At 70.0% G+C, this 18,125-nt stretch carries 23 protein-coding genes; 9 read left to right on the plus strand and 14 right to left on the minus strand.

What is annotated here, in order from left to right; genetic code table 11:
- From MHZ35_RS12700 to MHZ35_RS12715, 5 genes are all read right to left on the minus strand, one after another.
- Nucleotides 1-709 (minus strand): outer membrane protein (locus tag MHZ35_RS12700; RefSeq protein WP_239435992.1); only part of this gene is annotated, 709 nt, incomplete at its 3' end.
- Between the two features lie 106 nt (nucleotides 710-815).
- Entirely contained in the window at nucleotides 816-944 is a 129-nt protein-coding gene (locus MHZ35_RS18075; RefSeq protein WP_274615940.1) for a hypothetical protein, read from the minus strand.
- A 68-nt stretch (nucleotides 945-1,012) separates the two neighbouring features.
- Nucleotides 1,013-2,071: a phage major capsid protein gene (locus MHZ35_RS12705; protein ID WP_239435993.1), complete on the minus strand. Its 1,059-nt coding sequence runs from the start codon at nucleotides 2,069-2,071 to the stop codon at nucleotides 1,013-1,015.
- A 69-nt stretch (nucleotides 2,072-2,140) separates the two neighbouring features.
- Nucleotides 2,141-2,515, minus strand: coding sequence for an HK97 family phage prohead protease (locus MHZ35_RS12710; RefSeq protein ID WP_239435994.1), 375 nt, complete (start codon nucleotides 2,513-2,515; stop codon nucleotides 2,141-2,143).
- Nucleotides 2,512-2,820, minus strand: coding sequence for a DUF6127 family protein (locus MHZ35_RS12715; RefSeq protein ID WP_239435995.1), 309 nt, complete (start codon nucleotides 2,818-2,820; stop codon nucleotides 2,512-2,514). Before MHZ35_RS12715 ends, MHZ35_RS12710 begins: the two co-directional genes overlap by 4 nt.
- Before the next feature lie 27 nt (nucleotides 2,821-2,847).
- On the opposite strand from MHZ35_RS12715, the gene MHZ35_RS12720 reads away from it, so the two are divergent.
- Entirely contained in the window at nucleotides 2,848-3,009 is a 162-nt protein-coding gene (locus MHZ35_RS12720; protein WP_239435996.1) for a hypothetical protein, read from the plus strand.
- A gap of 24 nt (nucleotides 3,010-3,033) precedes the next feature.
- On the opposite strand, the gene MHZ35_RS12725 is transcribed toward MHZ35_RS12720, so the two are convergent.
- The gene (locus tag MHZ35_RS12725) at nucleotides 3,034-4,179 is read right to left on the minus strand and encodes a phage portal protein (protein WP_239435997.1); all 1,146 of its coding nucleotides are present in this window, start codon (nucleotides 4,177-4,179) and stop codon (nucleotides 3,034-3,036) included.
- Nucleotides 4,180-4,207: 28 nt separating this feature from the next.
- Between MHZ35_RS12725 and MHZ35_RS12730 the strand changes: the two genes are divergently transcribed.
- Nucleotides 4,208-4,423, plus strand: coding sequence for a hypothetical protein (locus tag MHZ35_RS12730; protein WP_239435998.1), 216 nt, complete (start codon nucleotides 4,208-4,210; stop codon nucleotides 4,421-4,423).
- Nucleotides 4,424-4,430: 7 nt separating this feature from the next.
- Here MHZ35_RS12730 and MHZ35_RS12735 read toward each other — a convergent pair whose 3' ends face one another.
- Nucleotides 4,431-5,711, minus strand: a complete 1,281-nt coding sequence (locus MHZ35_RS12735) for a DNA-packaging protein (protein ID WP_239436034.1) — start codon at nucleotides 5,709-5,711, stop codon at nucleotides 4,431-4,433.
- A gap of 26 nt (nucleotides 5,712-5,737) precedes the next feature.
- Nucleotides 5,738-6,235, minus strand: a complete 498-nt coding sequence (locus MHZ35_RS12740) for a hypothetical protein (RefSeq protein ID WP_239435999.1) — start codon at nucleotides 6,233-6,235, stop codon at nucleotides 5,738-5,740.
- A gap of 179 nt (nucleotides 6,236-6,414) precedes the next feature.
- Here MHZ35_RS12740 and MHZ35_RS12745 point away from each other — a divergent pair, with 179 nt between their 5' ends.
- The 3 genes from MHZ35_RS12745 to MHZ35_RS12755 all read left to right on the plus strand — a co-directional run bounded on the left by MHZ35_RS12745 (nucleotide 6,415) and on the right by MHZ35_RS12755 (nucleotide 8,936).
- Nucleotides 6,415-7,419, plus strand: a complete 1,005-nt coding sequence (locus tag MHZ35_RS12745; RefSeq protein WP_239436000.1) for a bile acid:sodium symporter family protein — start codon at nucleotides 6,415-6,417, stop codon at nucleotides 7,417-7,419.
- Between the two features lie 55 nt (nucleotides 7,420-7,474).
- Nucleotides 7,475-8,389: a TraB/GumN family protein gene (locus MHZ35_RS12750; protein WP_239436001.1), complete on the plus strand. Its 915-nt coding sequence runs from the start codon at nucleotides 7,475-7,477 to the stop codon at nucleotides 8,387-8,389.
- 64 nt (nucleotides 8,390-8,453) lie between these two features.
- On the plus strand, nucleotides 8,454-8,936 hold the full coding sequence (locus MHZ35_RS12755) for a DUF1440 domain-containing protein (RefSeq protein ID WP_239436002.1): 483 nt from the start codon (nucleotides 8,454-8,456) through the stop codon (nucleotides 8,934-8,936).
- A gap of 109 nt (nucleotides 8,937-9,045) precedes the next feature.
- Here MHZ35_RS12755 and MHZ35_RS12760 read toward each other — a convergent pair whose 3' ends face one another.
- The 4 genes from MHZ35_RS12760 to MHZ35_RS12775 form a co-directional block, all read right to left on the minus strand.
- Entirely contained in the window at nucleotides 9,046-9,801 is a 756-nt protein-coding gene (locus MHZ35_RS12760; protein ID WP_125961747.1) for a 3'-5' exonuclease, read from the minus strand.
- 111 nt (nucleotides 9,802-9,912) lie between these two features.
- Nucleotides 9,913-11,295, minus strand: a complete 1,383-nt coding sequence (pgmG, locus tag MHZ35_RS12765; protein WP_239436003.1) for a phosphoglucomutase/phosphomannomutase PgmG — start codon at nucleotides 11,293-11,295, stop codon at nucleotides 9,913-9,915.
- A gap of 51 nt (nucleotides 11,296-11,346) precedes the next feature.
- A complete protein-coding gene (locus tag MHZ35_RS12770; protein ID WP_239436004.1) occupies nucleotides 11,347-11,601 on the minus strand; it encodes a J domain-containing protein in 255 nt (84 codons plus the stop codon).
- Nucleotides 11,601-12,440: a division plane positioning ATPase MipZ gene (locus MHZ35_RS12775; protein WP_446741050.1), complete on the minus strand. Its 840-nt coding sequence runs from the start codon at nucleotides 12,438-12,440 to the stop codon at nucleotides 11,601-11,603. The genes MHZ35_RS12770 and MHZ35_RS12775 overlap by 1 nt, the downstream gene beginning before the upstream one ends.
- A gap of 68 nt (nucleotides 12,441-12,508) precedes the next feature.
- Between MHZ35_RS12775 and panC the strand changes: the two genes are divergently transcribed.
- Both panC and MHZ35_RS12785 read left to right on the plus strand, forming a co-directional pair.
- Nucleotides 12,509-13,348 carry a pantoate--beta-alanine ligase gene (gene panC / locus MHZ35_RS12780; protein ID WP_239436006.1) on the plus strand — a complete coding sequence of 280 codons (840 nt, stop codon included), beginning with the start codon at nucleotides 12,509-12,511 and terminating at the stop codon, nucleotides 13,346-13,348.
- Nucleotides 13,349-13,408: 60 nt separating this feature from the next.
- On the plus strand, nucleotides 13,409-14,113 hold the full coding sequence (locus tag MHZ35_RS12785) for a hypothetical protein (protein ID WP_239436007.1): 705 nt from the start codon (nucleotides 13,409-13,411) through the stop codon (nucleotides 14,111-14,113).
- A gap of 41 nt (nucleotides 14,114-14,154) precedes the next feature.
- Here MHZ35_RS12785 and dprA read toward each other — a convergent pair whose 3' ends face one another.
- Both dprA and plsY read right to left on the minus strand, forming a co-directional pair.
- Nucleotides 14,155-15,246 (minus strand): DNA-processing protein DprA, encoded by a 1,092-nt coding sequence (dprA, locus tag MHZ35_RS12790; RefSeq protein WP_239436008.1) that lies wholly within the window; start codon nucleotides 15,244-15,246, stop codon nucleotides 14,155-14,157.
- Nucleotides 15,239-15,808 carry a glycerol-3-phosphate 1-O-acyltransferase PlsY gene (gene plsY / locus MHZ35_RS12795; RefSeq protein ID WP_125961754.1) on the minus strand — a complete coding sequence of 190 codons (570 nt, stop codon included), beginning with the start codon at nucleotides 15,806-15,808 and terminating at the stop codon, nucleotides 15,239-15,241. The genes dprA and plsY overlap by 8 nt, the downstream gene beginning before the upstream one ends.
- Before the next feature lie 146 nt (nucleotides 15,809-15,954).
- Between plsY and murI the strand changes: the two genes are divergently transcribed.
- Nucleotides 15,955-16,752, plus strand: coding sequence for a glutamate racemase (murI, locus tag MHZ35_RS12800; protein WP_239436009.1), 798 nt, complete (start codon nucleotides 15,955-15,957; stop codon nucleotides 16,750-16,752).
- A gap of 73 nt (nucleotides 16,753-16,825) precedes the next feature.
- Nucleotides 16,826-18,067 (plus strand): 5-aminolevulinate synthase, encoded by a 1,242-nt coding sequence (hemA, locus tag MHZ35_RS12805; protein ID WP_239436010.1) that lies wholly within the window; start codon nucleotides 16,826-16,828, stop codon nucleotides 18,065-18,067.
- Nucleotides 18,068-18,125 lie beyond the last annotated feature (58 nt).

Raw genomic sequence — 18,125 nt, forward strand, 5'->3', positions numbered from 1 at the left:
GCGTCGGCGGAGCAGCCGGTTCACCGAAGTTGAAGGTCAGGCCACCCAGGATGCTGTGCGATCGGAAACGACCGTCGTAGCCACGACCCGTCACGTCGACGAGGTTGACGTCCTCAGCGTTGAAGAAGCGGTACTTCAGCGACACGTCCACGTTCTCGGACAGCGGCGCGCGGATACCCGCAATCGCCTGCCATGCGAACACCGTGTCGGAGTCGTCGAGGAACGAGCCGTTCTCGTTGAGGCGATAATCGCTCGCCTTGACGCGTGCGATACCGGCACCGGCGCCGACGAAGCCCGACACGCCGTCGTCTTCGCCGAAGTCGAGCATGGCGTTACCCATGAACGACAGGGCCGAGGTGCTGCCGCCGGCGTCATAGTCGCCTGCGGCGGCCGAGCCGAGACCGCCTGCAGCACCGTAGACCGGGATTGCGGTGGTGGAACGATAGCTGTCGAGCGATGCGCTGCGATAGCTGACCTCGGCTTCAACGCGGAACGCGCCGAAGTCGTAACCGACAAAGCCACCGACGTCATAACCATAGTCGTGGTCGACGGTGGAGGTGCCACCAGCCGGCGTCGAGAGGTCATAGTCGATATCTTCGACGATCATCGCGCCGCCTTCCACGCCCACGTACCACGCGTTGTCGCGGGCAAGGGCGGGAGTCGAAAGCGCAGTGGTCGCGAGCGCCAATGTGACGGCAAGCTTCCGCATTCTATTCCCCTTTCATGGTTGTCCTACGGACAGCGCAAACTCCCTACTTCGGCCTTCGTTTCCGCGCAAGCGAACAAAAACCAGCAGTGTTGCGGAACTGCAACATCTATTCGGCGTTGCCGGCCACCAACTGCTCCAGCACCGCCTGCTCATTGGTCGCCGCCATGCGCAGGTGCGCAAGCGCGGCCGCGCAGGCGGCAGCGATCGCCGCCTCCGGGATGGGTGGCGTCTCCATGGGGCAGCTCCGTCACTGTTGGGCAGAAGGGTCCGGCGCGGGCTCTCCCCGCGCCGGGGAAGGGTCGCTCAGGCCGCGGCGAACTTCATCAGCTTGATCGCCTCCGAATTGCTCACCTGTCCGCCCACGCGCTTGGTCGCGTAGAAGTGCACGAACGGCTTGTTCGAATAGGGATCGCGCAGGATCTGCGTCTCCTGCCGCTCGGCGATCAGGTACCCCAGCCGGAAATTGCCGAACGCGATCGACAGGCTGCCGGGCGCAATGTCCGGCATCTCCTCCGCTTCCACTACCGGATAGCCGAGCAGCGTATCGGGCTGGCCGGACACGAGTCCCGGCTGCCACAGGAACGCACCGTCGGCGGTCTTGAGCTTGCGGATGCGGGTCGAGGTCGCCGCATTCATCACGAACACCGCACCCTGGCGATACGGCGCGCGCAGGCTCTGCACCAGGTCGATCAGCCGGTCCTGGGGCTCGCTGCCGAAATCCCCCGCCTCCCCGCTCGGTAGATACTGGAGGGTGCCGAACGCGCGGCCCGCATCGCCTGCCGTGGAGACCGGCTCGCGCAGGAAGCCCTTGGGCTGGTTGATCCCGCTGCCGTCGACGAAGGCCCGCCCCTCGGCCGCCGCGAACTCGGCCGCGATCTCGCCGGCCAGCCATTCCTCCACGTCGAAGGCGGCATCGTCCAGCATCGCCTGGCTCGCCGCCGGATTGGCATAGAGGTCGCCCATTGGCGGCGACACCTCATGGAAGGTCGGCGTCGCCGTCTCCGGCCGCGCCGCCGTTTCCGACGCCCAGCCCGACGGCGTGCCGCCGCTCGTCACCAGCTTGCGATAGCCGGCACTCCCGACCTTCACGACATTGGCGATGGCACGGATCGGGCTCGCCGACTTCAGCAGCGTGTCGATCTGCCGATCGATCTCGGTCGGCACGGCATAGCCGCCGCTCTCCCCGATCGTGCCGGTGAACGCCTTCATCTCCAGGGTCGCGCCACTGCGCACGAAGCCCTCGAACGCGGCACCACCCGGCCGGGCGGCCGCCCCCGCCAGCATCGGCCGCGCCGCCGGCGTCCCCGCGCCCTCCACGCCTGCGAAGCTTGCTTCCAGCGCATCTGCCTTGGTCTCGATCATCACCGTCTCCCGCAAAAGAAAAGGGCGCCCCACCGGGACGCCCTCACCACGCTTCAAAGCCCTGCGCCTTCAGTCGGGCGCCACCGCATGCACCCACGCCAGCGGCTGCATCGGCACCGCCACCAGGCTCACCTCGAGCAGGTCGAGCCGCTCCAGCTCGCGCCACCGCCCGTGCCGCGCCGCCTGCACGCGATATCCGAACGACAGCCCGCCCAGCGCGCCGTCCCGAACCAGTCTCGCAAGCTCCGGCAGCTCCACCCGCCCGATGACGCGCAGGCCCCGGCTGTCCTCCGCCAGTTGCTCGATCCGCCCAACCGGCGCTCCCCGGTGCTGCCAAAGCAGCGGCACCGGCCCCGATCCGGCAAAAGCGCCCGCACGCACCACGTCGCCGCCCCGGTCCGGCACGTCGAAGATCGCGGCATAGCCGGCAAAGCGCACGCTCATCGCACCCACGCGCCGAACCCGGTCTTCACCGCCACGCCCACCAGCACCAGCGCCAGCAGCATCCGCACCACCCATCCGATCGCGGCGCGCGCGGCCGATCGCTTGGCATCGCGCCAGGCGGCCAGCAGTTCGCGCAGCTCCTTCATGTCGCCATGGGCGGCCCCGTCCTCCAGCCCCAGCCGGGTGAGCGCGCGCGTCGCGCCGACCTCGCCCGCTTCCTCCACCATCGCGCGCAGCGTCGCCAGGTCGGCACCGTCCTGCCGCGCCTGGCCCATCAGCTGCGCCAGCACCTGCGCATTGTCCATCGCCGCCTCCGCCTGTTACGTCCGGCCATGCGCCGCCGGCTCCGCATCGTCCTGTTCGCCGCATTCGCGGCCCTGCTCTCGATCGCGTTCGTGATGCCCTTCGTCCGCGGCAAGCAATGCGCCGCGCAGGGTGGCCGCTTCGAGCGCACCACCCTCACCTGCACCCTGCCAACAGCCTACCCGCGCTGACCCGCCTGCGCGGGAGCACAAGAACTACAGCCCCGCCCCCGACACCGGCCCTACGCCGACCATCGCGCGCTTCTCCTCGCGCGTCAGGAAATCCGCCCCGCTCACTTGGCCCCACAGCCGCTCGCGGTCCTCCGCCAGCGCCGGCACCCGGTCGAGGTCCACCGACAGCGCCGGATCCGCGAAATGCCCGCCGAGCCCCTGGCTCAGCTCCGCCAGGATCCGCTCGGCAAGCGGCAGGATCGACAGCCGCCACAGCGCGCGATTGGCCTCGCGATAATTGGCATAGGTGTTGTCGCCCGGCAGCCCCAGCAGCATCGGCGGCACCCCGAACGCCAGCGCGATCTCCCGCGCCGCCTGTGCCTTCAGCCCGTTGAAATCCATGTCGGCCGGCGTCAGGCTCATCGCCTGCCACTTGAGGCCGCCTTCCAGCAGCATCGGCCGCCCGGCGTTGGCGGCGCCCGCAAAGCCCGCCTCCATCTCCGCGCGCAACCGGTCGAACTGGTCGCGCGACAGCACGCCGCCGTCGCCCGGATCATAGACCAGTGCCCCCGACGGCCGCGCGGCATTGTCGAGCAGCGCCTTGTTCCATCGGGCCGCCGCATTGTGGACCGCGATCGCTCCCGCCGCCGCGCCCAAGCACCCGAGCCCATAATGATCGTCGAGCGGATGGAACGCCTTGATGTGCACCACCGCTGTCCGACCGCGGCCATCCTCCGCCGCCAGCCGCTGCACCTGCGCGCCCACCCGATAGCGGAACGCCACCGGCCAGCCGTTCGCATCCGGCTCCACCGTCACCCGCTCGGGCCGAAGCGCATAGAGCTCGCCCACCCCGCCGCGGCCGTCGTCCAGCAACTGCACGAACGCATTGCCGTGCAGCAGCAGCTGCGCCGCGATCGTCTCGACCAGCACCTGGCCTGCCGAGCGCCGGCACACCAGCCGCACCAGCTCCGGGTCCGCGCCCGTGACCGGCGCGGCCGCCACGCCCTCCGCCACCATCCGGACCGCACGCTGCGCGATCGCATTCTCCAGATAGCCCGCACGCACCTGCGCCTCGTAGCTCGTCGGCCAACTGCCCAGCGCCGTGACCGATCCGCCCGCCGACAGCGCCGGCCGCCGTCCCTCGCCCGCCGTGCCGTGCGCACCCAGGCTCTTCCTGCCGAACCATTTCATGATAGCTTCCTCCGCCAAGGAGAGTCGAATGCCGCAAAGCGCACACTTCGCCCTGTTCCCCGCATCGCTGATGCTGTTCTGGCTGGGCGGCATGTTCGTCTGGGCCGGCTGGCGCATCCGCCGCCAGCAGGTCCGCCCCGCCGGTGGCGAGCCCTATGCCCGCTCCGCCATCCGCCATCTCACCATCGGCGGCAGCGTCTGCGCCGCCGCCTTCGTGCTTCTGTTCCTGTCGCTCTTCACCTGATCCAGGCTCACAGCCCCCGTACCGACGCGGGCCCGCGGCGGCCGAGCATCAGCTCGTCCATCGCCCACACCAGCGCGTCGGCACGGTCGGGGGACCGGCCAGGGCCCTCGTAGCCGCCGCCTGCCACCAACCCGCACAGCTCGTCCTCCAGCGCCGGGAAGCTGCCGGCATGCGCGATCCGGCCGCGCTCATAGAGGGCGGCGATCGGCTCGGCCCGCGCCGACTTGCCGCGCGACGCATGCACCAGCCGCACCGGCAGCGCCGCCTCGGCCGTACGCAGCACCGTCTCCACCATCGCGCCGCCCTGGTTCGCCTCCGCCACCACCCGGTCCGCATCGTGACGCGCCGCACAGGCCGCCACCGCCCGCGCCCAGCCGTCCGGCGTCAGTCCGGAGGCGCTCGCATCCTCCAGCACATAGCCGCGCCCGTCCCCACCCAGGCCTGCCGCCACGATCCCGCACGCATCCCCTTGCGCACTCGCGGGCGGGTCGACGCCTACCACCACCCGCACCAGTTCGGGCGTGGTCGCGACGCGGCACCGCTCGATCAGCCCGCGCGTCCATAACGCACCCTGCACATCCTCCAGCAACTCCCCGTCGAGCTCCTGCCGCCCCAGCCGCGTGCCCGCATATTGCGCGGCCATCGCCTCGACGAAGCTCGCCGGCAGGTGCGGGTTGTCCACCGTCCGGCCGTGCGTCTCGTGCACGCCCGGCAGCGTGCGCACCCGCCGCAGCAGCGCGCCCGGCTTGGGCGTGGTGGTCACCACCAGCTGCGGATGCGTGCCCAGCCGCATCCCCATCATCAGATTGTCCCAGGCCGCATCGCCCAGGCGCCACTTGGCGATCTCGTCGCACCAGCCGGCGTGGTGCTCGGGGCCGCGCAGCTTCTCGGGCGCCTCCGCCGAATAGGCAAAGGCCTTTGCCCCCGATGCGAAGTGCAGCACGCCTCCCTTCCACAGCATCGGCTCGTCGTCGTGCGCGCTCGCCTGCAACCCGCCCTCGCCGCCCACCATCACCCGGTGCACGTCGTCCAGCGTCGCGCCCACCAGCGCGATCCGCGCCTGGGGGTGGCTGCGGGCGAATTCGGACACCCACTCCGACGCCGCCCGCGTCTTGCCAAAGCCGCGGCCGGCCAGGATCAGCCAGATCCGCCACCCTTCCGCGGTCGGCAGCTGGCCGGGATGCGCCCAGCGCTCCCAGCGGTGCAGCAGCTCACGCCGCTGCTCCGGCGACAGGATCGCCAGCGTCGCTGCCTGCGTGGCCGGGTCGGCACGGGCCAGCGCCCGCATCGCCGCCTCGCGTTCCTCCGCGGGGCTCACGCATTGCCCCCCTCCTGGGTCCGGCGCGCCCGCGCTTCCTCCGCCGCATGGCGCTTGCTCAACATCGCCAGCCGCTTGAGGATCGCGGCATCCGTCTTGTCCGCCGCGCCCGCGCCTGCCCTGGCGCGCTTGCCGCTCGGCGCTTCCGCCTCGCGCTGCCGCTCGATCAGCCGCAGCGCGAACAGCACGTCCGGGGTTTCCAGCGGATCGTTCGACGCGCCGGTCAGGACCGCGGCCGTGCGCTCGATCAGCATCGCCTCCAGCCGGTCGTATCCGACCCGCAGCGCGGCGCGCCAGCCTTCCGCGAAGCCGGCATCGCTCCGGCACGCCGCATAGGCCTGCAACGGCGCGATCGCGACCGCCTCGGCGGCTGCCTCTACGCTGCCGGTCGCCGCCAGGTGATCCAGAAACGCGCTTTGCACCCCAACGCCGATCGAGCGGGTGCGCCCCGTCCCCGATGCTGCTTCCGATCCCGTCCCGATCTGCCGCGCCATCGCCCCTCCCCCGAACGCAAGACGGGGCCGCAACCCTTCGGCTCCAGCCCCGCCCGCAATTCCTCAGCGTTCCTGTCTTGTTCCACATCAGCGTGACGATGTCAAGCACTTTGTACCTGTTTGGTTCGTCGTCCGAAATCTCCTCGGCGCCTGGGCTACTCTCCGGTAGGAGAGCGCGCATGACCGTCTCTCCCCGCCCGCCGCTCCTTCGCCGACTCACCGCCAGCATCGACGGCTACAGCATGCTCCTGATCGCGACGGTGGTGGTGGCGACGCTGCTTCCCTGCCGCGGCCGCACGGCGGACGGCTTCGCGCTCCTCACGCAGGCGGCGATCGCGCTGCTCTTCTTCCTCCACGGCGCCAAGCTGTCGCGCGCGGCGATCGTCGCCGGCCTCACCGCCTGGCGGCTGCACCTGGTCGTGTTCGCCGCCACCTTCCTCATGTTCCCGCTGCTGGGGCTGGGCGTGGAGTGGGGCTCCTCCTGGTTCCTCTCCCCGGCACTCGCGCAAGGGCTGCTGTTCCTCACCCTCCTGCCCTCCACCGTCCAGTCCTCGATCGCCTTCACCGCCATCGCCCGCGGCAACGTCCCCGCGGCGGTGTGCAGCGCGTCGCTCTCGAACATCGCCGGCATCTTCATCACGCCCGTGCTCGTCGCGCTGCTGATGGGCGTGTCTGCCAGCGGCGGCGACTCGCTTGCCGCCATCGAGGAGATCGCGCTCCAGCTGCTGCTCCCCTTCGTCGTCGGCCATCTCGCCCGCCCGCTCGTCGGCGGCTTCATCGAACGGCACAAGCCGCTGGTCTCCACGGTCGACCGCGGCTCGATCCTGCTCGTCGTCTACACCGCCTTCAGCGCCGCGGTGATCGAAGGGCTCTGGCACCGTGTGCCGGTCTGGCAGCTGGTGCTGGTCACGGCCGTCTGCTGCGTGCTGCTCGCGGTGGTGCTGTTCGCCACCCGCACGCTGGCGCGCCGCCTCGGCTTCTCGCGCGCGGACGAGATTGCAATCGTCTTCTGCGGTTCGAAGAAGAGCCTCGCCTCGGGCGTGCCCATGGCGGGCGTGCTGTTCCCCGCGGCCCAGGTCGGCGCGCTCATCCTGCCGCTGATGATCTTCCACCAGCTCCAGCTGCTCGCCTGCGCCGTCATCGCCCGGCGCTATGCCGAGGCGGATCTTCCCGCCGATGCTTGACACAGCCCGCCCGCTCGGGCGCAACACATGCCCGTCGCCCAAGGATGAGAACCGGATGATCAAGACCCTGCTGCGTGCCGCCGGCCTGTTCGCCTTTGCCGCCTGGACGACGCCGCTCGCCGCGCATCAGACGGCCGCACCCGCTGCCCCGGCGCAGACGGTCGACGCCGATCCCGCCCTCTGGGTCGTGAAGGACGCAGACACCACCATCTATCTCTTCGGCACCATCCATCTGCTCAAACCCGGCCTCAGCTGGTTCGACGAGGCGGTGAAGACCGCCTTCGACCGCAGCGACGAGCTGGTGCAGGAGATCGTGCTCCCCGATCCGCAGACGGTGCAAAAGGCACTGATCGCAACCGCCATCAACCCCACCGGTCCCGGCCTCGAAGAGCGGCTGCCCGCCGACACCCGCAAGGCCTATCTGGCAGCGCTCGCCGATGTCGGCGTGCCGGCGGCGAGCTTCGACCGCTTCGATCCGTGGTTCGCGGCCACCAACCTGACGGTGCTCAAGCTGGTGAAGGCCGGCTATGATCCCAACAGCGGCGCCGAACAGGCGCTCACCGCCGCCGCCAAACACGCGGGCAAGCGCGTGACCGGCCTCGAGACGCTCGAACAACAGTTCGGTTATTTCGACAGCCTGTCCGAAAAGTCCCAGATCGCCTTCCTCACCGACACCATCAAGCAGTTGCCCGATGCCGAGAAGGAAGTCGGCAAGATGGTCGCGCAATGGTCGGCGGGCGACCCGGATGCGCTGGCCGAGACGATGAACGAGGGGCTCGACGCGACGCCCGAAGTCGCCAAGATCCTGCTGGTCGACCGCAACGTCCGCTGGGCCAGCTGGATCGCGGATCGCATGGCAAAGCCCGGCACCGTCTTTGTCGCGGTCGGCGCCGGCCATCTCGCGGGCAAGGACAGCGTCCAGGCGCAGCTCGCCGCTCACCGTCTGAAGGCCGAGCGCGTCCCCTATTGATGCGGCCAGGGAGCGGTTCGCGCGAACGCTCGTTGTCGCCACAGCCTCCAGCAAAGGACGCCGCATGGCCGACACCGCTCCCCGCCCCTTCCTCGGCCTCGTTGCCGGCATCGCCGCCGGGGTCGTCGCCTCCGCCGCCATGGCCGGCTTCCAGGCCGCCGCTGCCCGCCTCATGCCCTCCGACAGCGAGGACGATCCCGCGACGGTGAAGGCCGCCGACCGCGTCAGCCGGGCCGCTACCGGCCATCCGGTCGCCGAGCCGAACCGCGCCGCCGCCGGTCAGGCCGTCCATTATCTGGTCGGGGCCGCGCTGGGCGGCATCTATGGTGTGCTCGCGGAATATCAGCCCGCCACCCGACGCGGTTTCGGCGGCGCCTATGGCCTCGTCACCTCGCTGCTGGTCGACGAAGCCGCCGTCCCGGCCGCGGGCCTGGCGCCCGGCCCATGGCAGGCGTCGCTCGCCAGCCATGGCTACGGCCTCGCCTCGCACCTGGTCTACGGCATGGCACTGGAAGGCACCCGCACCCTGGTCGCCGGCCGCCGCTGAGCGCCGCCGTCCAGCAGCACTCCCGATCGTACCCCGGCGAAGGCCGGGGCCCAGTTGGGAAACCTGGCGGCTTTGAGGATCCGGCCAGCCAGGAGGTCTTGCTCCCCGCCTACAGCAGCAACCAATCCTCGCGCGTACGGCCGACCGCACCGCCGTTCTGCCGCCGCGCCAGTTCCTGCTCGGCGGTATAGCGCACGTCCTCGTCCCGGTCGGACAGGAAGCCGTCGAGCGAATCGTCGTCGATCTCCGTCCACTCGCGCCCCCGGTCCGGGCCATAGCGCACGCGCGGCAGCAGCCCGGGCAGGTTCGACCATTCGATCAGCTGCGCGATGCTCGCTTCGTTCAGCATGTCGCGCAGGTGGAATGCGGTCACATAGGCGTCCGGGAAGGCGCGATGCGCCGGCAGGCCGCGCTCATGCTCGATGCCGTGCGGCCGCCGCCAGTAGCGCAGCATCTGGTTGGAAAAGCCCGGCGAGTCCGGCCAAAGCCGCAGCGCGCATTTCCAGGTGCAGATCCAGTCGGCGCCATGGGTCAGCGGCGCCGTGCAGAACTTCTGCTCGAAATCCGCCCGGTGCGCAGCCAGCGCGATCCGCCGCGGATAGGGATCCAGCACCCGCCGCGCGACGTCATGCCAATAGGGCGCGTCGGCGACCTGCTCGTCCAGGATATGGTGGATGGCCTGGGTGACGGGCGGGATCATCCGGCCCGGATTGACGAGTTGCGATCCGCCCTCGCCCACCAGTTCCCAGCGCCCGTCCTCGCCCAGCGCCACATCCTGCCAGCCGATCTCGCACACCCCATGCGCAGGGGGTGCGTTGCCGGTGGTTTCGAGGTCGATGACGCGAACGATCTGGGGGGAAGCCATGGCCCCGAAATGGGGCAGGCGGGCGCGAATTGCCAGCCCGCGCGTTCCAGACCGGTTGTCGCTTGCCGCGGCAGGCTGCGGGCCGGGCACCCTAGCCCGGCCCGCACCCGATCAGTGCGCCGCCTGGGGCCCGCGCTGCAACCCGCTCAGCGCCAGCTGCTCGTCGATCTGCGCCATCAGCCGGTCGAGGCCTTCCTGGCTCTTCGCTTCGGCGCGCGCCACCAGCACGTCCTGGGTGTTGGACGCGCGCAGCAGCCACCAGCCGTCCGGCGTGTTGACGCGCGCGCCGTCGGTGCGGTTGACGTCCGCGCCGGCCGCTTCCAGCCGCTCCAGGATCTCGTCGACCACCGCGAACTTGCGGCTCTCGTCCACCTGGAAACGCATTTCCGGCGTGTTGATCATGTTCGGCATCGCACCGCGGATCTCGGTCAGCGACTTGCCGATCATGTGCACGGCGCGGATCAGCCGCACCGCCGCATAGGGCGCGTCGTCGAACCCGTAATAGTCGTGCGCGAAGAAGATGTGGCCCGACATCTCGCCCGCGAGCGGCGAGTTGGTTTCCTTCATCTTGGTCTTGATGAGGCTGTGGCCCGTCTTCCACATCAGCGGCTCGCCGCCCAGCTCGGCGATGCGGTCGTAGAGCGCCTGGCTCGCCTTCACGTCGGCGATGATCGTCGCGCCCGGCAGTTCCTTCAGCACCGGCTCCGCGAGGATCGACAGCAGCTGGTCGCCCCAGATCACCCGGCCGGTGCCGTCGATCGCGCCGATGCGATCGCCGTCGCCGTCGAAGGCGATGCCGAAGTCGAGGTTCTTGTCCGCCACCAGCTGCTTCAACGCCGCCAGGTTCTTTTCCTCGGTCGGGTCGGGGTGGTGGTTGGGGAAGCGCCCGTCGATGTCGGTGAACAGCAGGTGGTGCTCGCCCGGCAGCAGCTCGGTGAGCTTCTCGATCACCCGGCCTGCCGAACCGTTGCCGGCGTCCCAGCCGATCCGGTACGCGCCGCCGGCATAGCCTGCCATCAGGCGCCCGACATAGGCGTCCTCGATGTCATAGTCGCTGACGGTCCCTTCGCCCTCTTCCCAGTCGCCCTCGGCGCCCATGCGGCCCAGCTTCTGGATGTCTTCGCCGAAGAACGGCTTGTGCTGCAGCACCATTTTGAAGCCGTTGTAGTCGGCCGGATTGTGGCTGCCGGTGATCATGATGCCGCCGTCGACCTCCAGCGTCGCCTCGGCGTAATAGAGCATCGGCGTCGGCCCCAGGCCGACCCGCACCACGTCGACGCCGCTCTGGGTCAGGCCCTGGACCAACGCCGCCTCGAGCTCGACCGAGGACACGCGGCCGTCGCGGCCCACCGCCACGCGGGTGCCGCCGGCGCGGCGCACGATCGTGCCGAAGCCGCGGCCGATCGCGGTCGCATCCGCCGTCCCCAACGTTTTGCCGACCACCCCCCGGATGTCATATTCGCGCAACGAGGTGGGGTCGAAGACGTGGGTCATGAAATTCTCCCTGAGAGTTGTCGCCTCAGATCGCCCGACGGGCTGGAAAGTTCAATTCCGCAACCGGCCGAGCAGCACGTCGCGGGCTGCATTCACCCGACGCGTGAGGTCGGCCGATCCGCCGCGGTCGGGATGGACGGCGCCCACCAGCCGTCGATGGGCGGCGCGGATCGTCGCCTCGTCCGCATCTGGGCCGACGCCCAGCACCTGCCGCGCCTCGGCCTCTCCCGACAGCACAGGCTTGCGCGGGCGCAGGTACAGCCACAGCCCCACCAGCACCGCCGCGACCAGAAGGACCTTCAGCATCAGGCAGCGGCAGAGGGCACGACCGGGTCCGGCAGCGCCAGCCCGGCCATCATCTCGCGCAGTTCCTGGCGCGCGGCGACATGGCTCAGCCCCATCGCACCGAACTCGCGGCTGTCGAGCATGGTCAGCCCCTTGGGGAACAGCTCACGATAGATCACGCGCTCAGACAGCCCCGGGATCACCCGGAAGCCGACGCGCTTGGACAGCTGCTCGATCGCCTCGGACACGCGGCGCATGTTGCGCGCCTCGATGTGCTGCAGCCGGTTGCGCAGCACCACCCAGTCGATCGTCGACCCGTCGGCGCGGGCGCGATGCTTGCGCGTTTCCCAGATCAGCTCCGAATAGAAGCTCGGCCGCGTGACCTTGAACGTCTCCGGATGCACCTGGCCGATCAGGTCGAAGTCGACGAAGCTGTCGTTCATCGGCGTGACCAACGTGTCGGCGTTGGTGACGGCCATGCGCGCGAACGGATCGTCGCGTCCCGGCGTGTCGATCACCAGATAGTCGGCCTCTTCCGACAGACGCTCCAGCGTGTCGGTGAAGAACTCCATGCTCTCGCCGTCGTGGGTCGCATGGATCGGCATCGGCAGGGTGCCGCCCTGGCGCCGCGCCGTTTCGGCGCGATTGTCCAGGTAGCGACCCAGCGTGCGCTGGCGATGGTCCAGGTCGAACGCCGCCACCCGCGCCCCCTTGGCGGCAAGTGCGATCGCGACGTGAACCGCGGTCGTCGACTTGCCCGTGCCGCCCTTCTCGTTGGCGAACACGATGACGTGCAATCCGTTTGAGGCCGTGCTCAAGGTGCCTGCTGTCCCCTGTTGGTACCCTGGTGCTGGTGCCATGGTGTTGATCCCGTGGCGGCACCCCCATAGAAGGCCGCCTTCTCATTCTTACCGGAGGCATTGGGGCCGTGCAAACCATCCGTCAGCTCGACGCGCTTCGCGACGCGCTGGCTTCTTACCGCGCCGCAGGGGACAGCGTCGCCCTCGTTCCGACCATGGGCGCGCTGCATGCCGGCCACATGGCCCTGGTCGATGCCGCGCGCCGCCGCGCCAACCGCGTGGTGGTGTCGATCTTCGTCAATCCCAAGCAGTTCGGCCCCAATGAGGATCTCGCCCGCTACCCGCGGCGGGAGATGCAGGATGCCCGCATGCTGACGGAAGCAGGCGCCGACGTCCTGTGGATGCCCTCGGTCGAGGAAATCTATCCCGAGGGCTTCGCCACCACCGTCTCGGTGTCCGGCGTCAGCGACATCCTGGAGGGCGCGCATCGCGCCGGCCACTTCGACGGCGTCGCCACCGTCGTCGCCAAGCTCTTCGGCCAGGTCCGCCCCGACGTCGCCCTGTTCGGTGAAAAGGATTTCCAGCAGCTGGCGGTGATCCGCCGCATGGCGACCGATCTCGACCTGGGCATTGAGGTGGTGGGCGTGCCGACCCAGCGCGACGACGACGGCCTCGCCCTCTCGTCCCGCAACCTCTACCTCGATCCCGACGAGCGCCAGCGTGCCGTCGCCCTCCCCCGCGCGCTCGGCATCGCCGCGCGCACGCTAGAAAAGGGCGGAGCTGCCGACGAGGCGCTCTCCCAGGCCCGCGACATGCTCGCCCAGGCCGGGTTCGAGACCGACTATATCGCGCTGGTCGATGCGGAGACCTTGGGCGATCCTGTTCCCGGCCACCCGATGCGCCTGCTCGCCGCCGCCCGGATCGGCAACACCCGCCTGATCGACAACGTCGCCGTCCTGCCTGCCTGACCGGCACCAGCCTCCCACCGGCGCGTTCCCCACCACAAGGACAGCCGCGGGAGGCAGGATGTGCGCAATCTGGATTTCACCGACTGGCACAGCGTGCTCACCACGCTGGTTGGGCTCGCGCTCTTCACGCTGATCGGCGTCGGCACCCGGCTGGTGATGATGATGACCATCCAGCAGCGTCGCGAACGCATGAACCGGCAGATCAACGAGCGGCTCCGCACGCTGATCGCCGCCTACAAGACGCTCGGCGGCTCGTTCACCGGGGATCTGACCGTCGATCCCACCCACCTGCGCGACCTGCGCCGCCGCAGCGATGCCGGCGCCGCTACCGAGCCGATGGCGGCGCTCGACCTCACGGCAGAGCGCGCCGCCGGCTCCGAGCGCACCCGCCGCATCCGCGACGCCGTCGAAGCGGCGCTTTCCGACATCATCCTGCTGGGAACCGAGCAGCACGTCCGCCTGGCCCGGCAGGCGGTGGAGGAACTCGTCGCCGGCCATCCGGTCCACACCCACGCCCTGGTGGTGGCGTTGCGCGACTTCATCCGGGAGGCGCTGGGCCTCGATCCGATCCCCGCCGACCTCGCCATGCCGCTCCAGGGCCCCAGCCGTCCGACCAGTTCCGGGGCGCGCGGAAAGGAAGGCGAGCGCGGCGGCAGCGGTGGCGGTGGTGGTGGTGGCGGCGGCGGCATGGGAGGAGGCATGGGCGGCATGGGCATGGGCGGCGGCACCGCCCTTGAGGACGACGCCCCCCGTCCTCGCTCCTGATGTGACACCCCCGCGCCCGGCGACGGCGCCGCCGACTTGGTTCACCCCGCCAGGCTCGCCCGCCCGCCCGCATGCCGCTCCAGTCGCCCGGCAAGCTCCAGCTCCAGCAGCACGATCTGCACCACGGCTGCGGGGAGCGCGGATTGGCGGACCAGCTCGTCCACGGGCACCGGCACGGGGCTGAGCAAGTCCGTCACCCGCCGCCGTTCTGCCTCGCCGGCATCCTCGGCGACCGGCTCGGCCGCATACCGGCTGCCCGGTGAGCGGACGCTGCGCGGATCGATCGGGCGCAGCATCTCGGCCACGTCGGCTGCCGACTGGATCAGCGTCGCTCCTTCCCGGATCAGCAGGTTGCAGCCCTGCGCCCGCGGGTCGAGCGGACTGCCGGGCACCGCCATCACCTCGCGCCCTGCTTCCGCCGCGAGGCGCGCAGTGATCAGCGATCCCGACTTGGGCGCCGCCTCCACCACCACCGTCCCCTGCGACAGTCCGGCGATGATCCGGTTGCGATACGGAAAGTGCCGCGCGCGCGGCTCCGTCCCCGGCGGCTGCTCCGCCACCAGCAGGCCCCGCTCCGCCACCGCCTCCTGCAGCGCGGCATTCTCCGGCGGGAACGCGATGTCGATCCCGCTCGCGATCACCCCCACCGTACCGCCGGCAAGCGATCCCGCATGCGCCGCGGTGTCAATCCCGCGCGCCAGTCCAGAGACGACGGTGATCCCCTCGCCTGCCAGCGCCTCGGCCAGCTGGCGCGCGAATCGGCAGGCGGCAGCCGACGCGTTGCGCGCGCCGACCATCGCCACGCACGGCCGCGCCAGCAGCGCCAGCCGCCCTCGCAGGATCAGCGCAGGCGGCGCATTCTCGATCTCTGCCAGCAGCGGCGGATAGTCGGCATCGTCCAGGAACAGATAGCGCGCGCCCAGCCGCTCGGTCCGCGCAATCTCCCGCCGCACCGCGTCCTCTGAGGCGATCACCGGCGTGCGCCCGCCGCCGCGCGCGGCCAGGTGCGGCAGGGCGTCCAACGCGGCGGTCGCGCTGCCAAAGCGCGCAACCAGCTGGCGATAGGTGATGGGGCCGACGTTCGCGGAACGGATCAGCCGGAGCCGATCGATCCGCGGGTCGGCGTCAGCCACCCTTACGGCTGCCGACGCGGGGCTCGGTGCCGTCGAGCAACCGGCCCAGATTCTCGCGATGCTTCCACAGCGCCACCGCGGCCATTCCCAGCAGCAGCAGGACCAGGTCGAACTGTCCGAACCAGGCGGCGCTCACCGGTGCGGAGATGCAGGCGGTCATGCCCGCCACCGAGGAGATGCGCAGCAGCGCCAGCAGCCCCAGCCAGACGACCGCGAACACCAGCGCGCTCGGCCAGTGGAGCGCGAGCACCACGCCCAGCATCGTCGCGACGCCCTTGCCGCCGCGGAAGCCAAGCCAGACGGGATAGCAATGGCCCAGGAACGCAGCCCCCGCCGCGAACGGGCCATGGCCGGGGAACAGCCATTCGGCCAACACCACCGCAAGCGTGCCCTTGGCCGCGTCCAGCAGCAGCGTCGCCGCCGCCAGCCCCTTGCGCCCGGTGCGCAGCACGTTGGTGGCGCCGATGTTGCCCGATCCGATCGCCCGCAGGTCGCCCGCGCCGAACCACCGCGCGAGCAGCAGCCCGAACGGGATCGCGCCCAGCAGATAGCCGAGCAACATTGCGCAAAGCGCCGGCGCCGATGAGAAGTCGGTTGGCAAGACTGATTTCGTACCCCTGTTGCCCCGACGCTAGGCGTTTCGGTATCGGGGCGCAACAACCTCGATCAAAGCGGGAACGTCTCTCCGCGCGCAAGGATCTGCCCCGCATGCCCGACTCCCGCCCGATCCTGTTCTTCGATTCCGGCGTCGGCGGTCTGTCGGTGCTCGCCCCCACCCAGCGGCTGCTGCCACAGGCGCCGATCGTCTACGCAGCCGACTCGGCAGGCTATCCCTATGGCACCCGCAGCGAGGCGGAGATCGCCGCACGCGTCCCGGCACTGCTCGGGCGGTTGGCAGAACGCTTTCATCCCCGGCTGATCGTGATCGCCTGCAACACCGCCTCCACCATCGCGCTGCCGGCGGTGCGCGCCGCGCTCGACCTGCCCGTGGTCGGCACCGTCCCGGCGATCAAGCCCGCGGCCGAGTTGAGCCGCACGCGCGTCATCGGCGTGCTCGGCACCGAGGCGACGGTGCGCCAGCCCTATGTCGACGATCTGGCCACCCGATTCGCCGCCGACTGCCGCGTCCTGCGCCACGGCTCGGCCGCGCTGGTCGCCCTTGCCGAGGCGCGCCTGCGCGGGGAGGAGGCGGAGGACGACGCCTATCGCGCCGTGCTGGCGGGCCTGCTCGACCATCCCGACGGCGATCGGATCGACGTGATCGTCAACGCCTGCACCCATTTCCCGCTGGTGGCGGACCGGCTGGAGGCGGCCGCCGGGCGCCCGGTGCGGTTCGTCGACGGTGGCGAGGGCATCGCGCGGCGCGTCGCCCATCTCCTCGACGGCGCCGACTGGCCCGACGCGCCGGGCGAAGGCGCGGCGGTGTTCACCGGCGCCGACGCTGCGATCGAGTTGCTCCGGCCTGCGCTCGCCCGCTTCGGCTTGACCCAGATCAAACTGCTGTAATCGAACGGTCCGCTCGCTCTAAACGAGGCTTTGAGAGTAGAAAAACAAGGGTCCTGTCGTTATGCAGACCGGCATGTCCAGCGACGAAACCGTTCGCGCGGTCGATTACAGCCGCGTCTTCAACCAGGCGATCGACAGGCTCCATGCCGAGGGGCGCTACCGCGTCTTCATCGACATTTTGCGCAACAAGGGCATGTTCCCCAACGCGCGCTGCTTCGCCGGGCATAACGGGCCCAAGCCGATCACGGTCTGGTGCTCCAACGACTATCTGGCGATGGGGCAGCACCCCAAAGTCATCGCCGCGATGGAAGAGGCGCTGCACGACGTCGGCGCCGGCTCCGGCGGCACCCGCAACATCGGCGGCAACACCCATTATCACATCGATCTCGAAAGCGAGCTCGCCGACCTGCACGGCAAGGAAGGCGCGCTGCTGTTCACCAGCGGCTATGTCTCGAACGAGGCGACGCTGGCGACGCTCGCCAAGGTGCTGCCGGGCTGCATCATCTTTTCCGACGAGCTCAACCACGCCTCGATGATCGCGGGCATCCGCAACTCGGGCTGCGAGAAGCGCGTCTTCCGCCACAACGACCTGGAGCACCTCGAAGAGCTGCTGGCCGAGTCGGATCCGCAGGCGCCCAAGCTGATCGCGTTCGAAAGCGTCTATTCGATGGACGCCGACATCGCGCCGATTGCCGAGATCTGCGACCTCGCCGACAAGTACAACGCGCTGACCTATCTCGACGAGGTCCATGCCGTCGGCATGTACGGTGCACGCGGCGGCGGCATTTCGGAGCGCGACGGCGTCGCCGACCGCCTCAACATCATCGAGGGCACGCTCGGCAAGGCGTTCGGCGTGATGGGCGGCTATATCGCGGCCGATCGCACGATCATCGACGTGATCCGCAGCTATGCGCCCGGCTTCATCTTCACGACCTCGCTGTCGCCGGTGCTGGTCGCGGGCGCGCTCGCGAGCGTCCGCCACCTCAAGGCGTCTTCGGACGAGCGCGAGGGCCAGCAGGCCGCCGCCGCCAAGCTCAAGGCGATGTTCCGCGACGCCGGCCTGCCGGTGATGGATTCGACCACCCACATCGTGCCGCTGATGGTCGGCGATCCGGTCAAGGCCAAGCGGGTCAGCGACATCCTGCTCGCCGAATACGGCGTCTATGTGCAGCCGATCAACTTCCCGACCGTACCGCGCGGCACCGAGCGCCTGCGCTTCACCCCCGGCCCCGCCCATGACGAGTCGATGATGCGCGAACTCACCGACGCGCTGGTCGAGATCTGGGGCCGCCTGGAAATGCGCCGCGCCGCCTGACGTTCGTGTGCTCCTGCGCAGGCAGGAGCCCAGGGCGACAAAGCACAACGCAGGATAC

It is taken from the genome of Sphingomonas sp. ACRSK, assembly GCF_022346685.1.
Taxonomy (GTDB): Bacteria; Pseudomonadota; Alphaproteobacteria; order Sphingomonadales; family Sphingomonadaceae; genus Sphingomonas; species Sphingomonas molluscorum.

Coding starts and splice junctions, on each gene's coding strand:
- MHZ35_RS12750 (WP_239436001.1), top strand. CDS start 7,475: ATGATCAAGACCCTGCTGCGTGCCGCCGGCCTGTTCGCCTTTGCCGCC.
- MHZ35_RS12725 (WP_239435997.1), bottom strand. CDS start 4,179: ATGAAATGGTTCGGCAGGAAGAGCCTGGGTGCGCACGGCACGGCGGGC.
- MHZ35_RS12745 (WP_239436000.1), top strand. CDS start 6,415: ATGACCGTCTCTCCCCGCCCGCCGCTCCTTCGCCGACTCACCGCCAGC.
- MHZ35_RS18075 (WP_274615940.1), bottom strand. CDS start 944: ATGGAGACGCCACCCATCCCGGAGGCGGCGATCGCTGCCGCCTGCGCG.
- MHZ35_RS12740 (WP_239435999.1), bottom strand. CDS start 6,235: ATGGCGCGGCAGATCGGGACGGGATCGGAAGCAGCATCGGGGACGGGG.
- plsY (WP_125961754.1), bottom strand. CDS start 15,808: ATGTTGCTCGGCTATCTGCTGGGCGCGATCCCGTTCGGGCTGCTGCTC.
- MHZ35_RS12720 (WP_239435996.1), top strand. CDS start 2,848: ATGCGCCGCCGGCTCCGCATCGTCCTGTTCGCCGCATTCGCGGCCCTG.
- MHZ35_RS12775 (WP_446741050.1), bottom strand. CDS start 12,440: ATGGCACCAGCACCAGGGTACCAACAGGGGACAGCAGGCACCTTGAGC.
- pgmG (WP_239436003.1), bottom strand. CDS start 11,295: ATGACCCACGTCTTCGACCCCACCTCGTTGCGCGAATATGACATCCGG.
- MHZ35_RS12755 (WP_239436002.1), top strand. CDS start 8,454: ATGGCCGACACCGCTCCCCGCCCCTTCCTCGGCCTCGTTGCCGGCATC.
- hemA (WP_239436010.1), top strand. CDS start 16,826: ATGTCCAGCGACGAAACCGTTCGCGCGGTCGATTACAGCCGCGTCTTC.
- MHZ35_RS12735 (WP_239436034.1), bottom strand. CDS start 5,711: ATGCGGGCGCTGGCCCGTGCCGACCCGGCCACGCAGGCAGCGACGCTG.
- MHZ35_RS12705 (WP_239435993.1), bottom strand. CDS start 2,071: ATGATCGAGACCAAGGCAGATGCGCTGGAAGCAAGCTTCGCAGGCGTG.
- MHZ35_RS12710 (WP_239435994.1), bottom strand. CDS start 2,515: ATGAGCGTGCGCTTTGCCGGCTATGCCGCGATCTTCGACGTGCCGGAC.
- MHZ35_RS12760 (WP_125961747.1), bottom strand. CDS start 9,801: ATGGCTTCCCCCCAGATCGTTCGCGTCATCGACCTCGAAACCACCGGC.
- murI (WP_239436009.1), top strand. CDS start 15,955: ATGCCCGACTCCCGCCCGATCCTGTTCTTCGATTCCGGCGTCGGCGGT.
- MHZ35_RS12730 (WP_239435998.1), top strand. CDS start 4,208: ATGCCGCAAAGCGCACACTTCGCCCTGTTCCCCGCATCGCTGATGCTG.
- MHZ35_RS12715 (WP_239435995.1), bottom strand. CDS start 2,820: ATGGACAATGCGCAGGTGCTGGCGCAGCTGATGGGCCAGGCGCGGCAG.
- MHZ35_RS12770 (WP_239436004.1), bottom strand. CDS start 11,601: ATGCTGAAGGTCCTTCTGGTCGCGGCGGTGCTGGTGGGGCTGTGGCTG.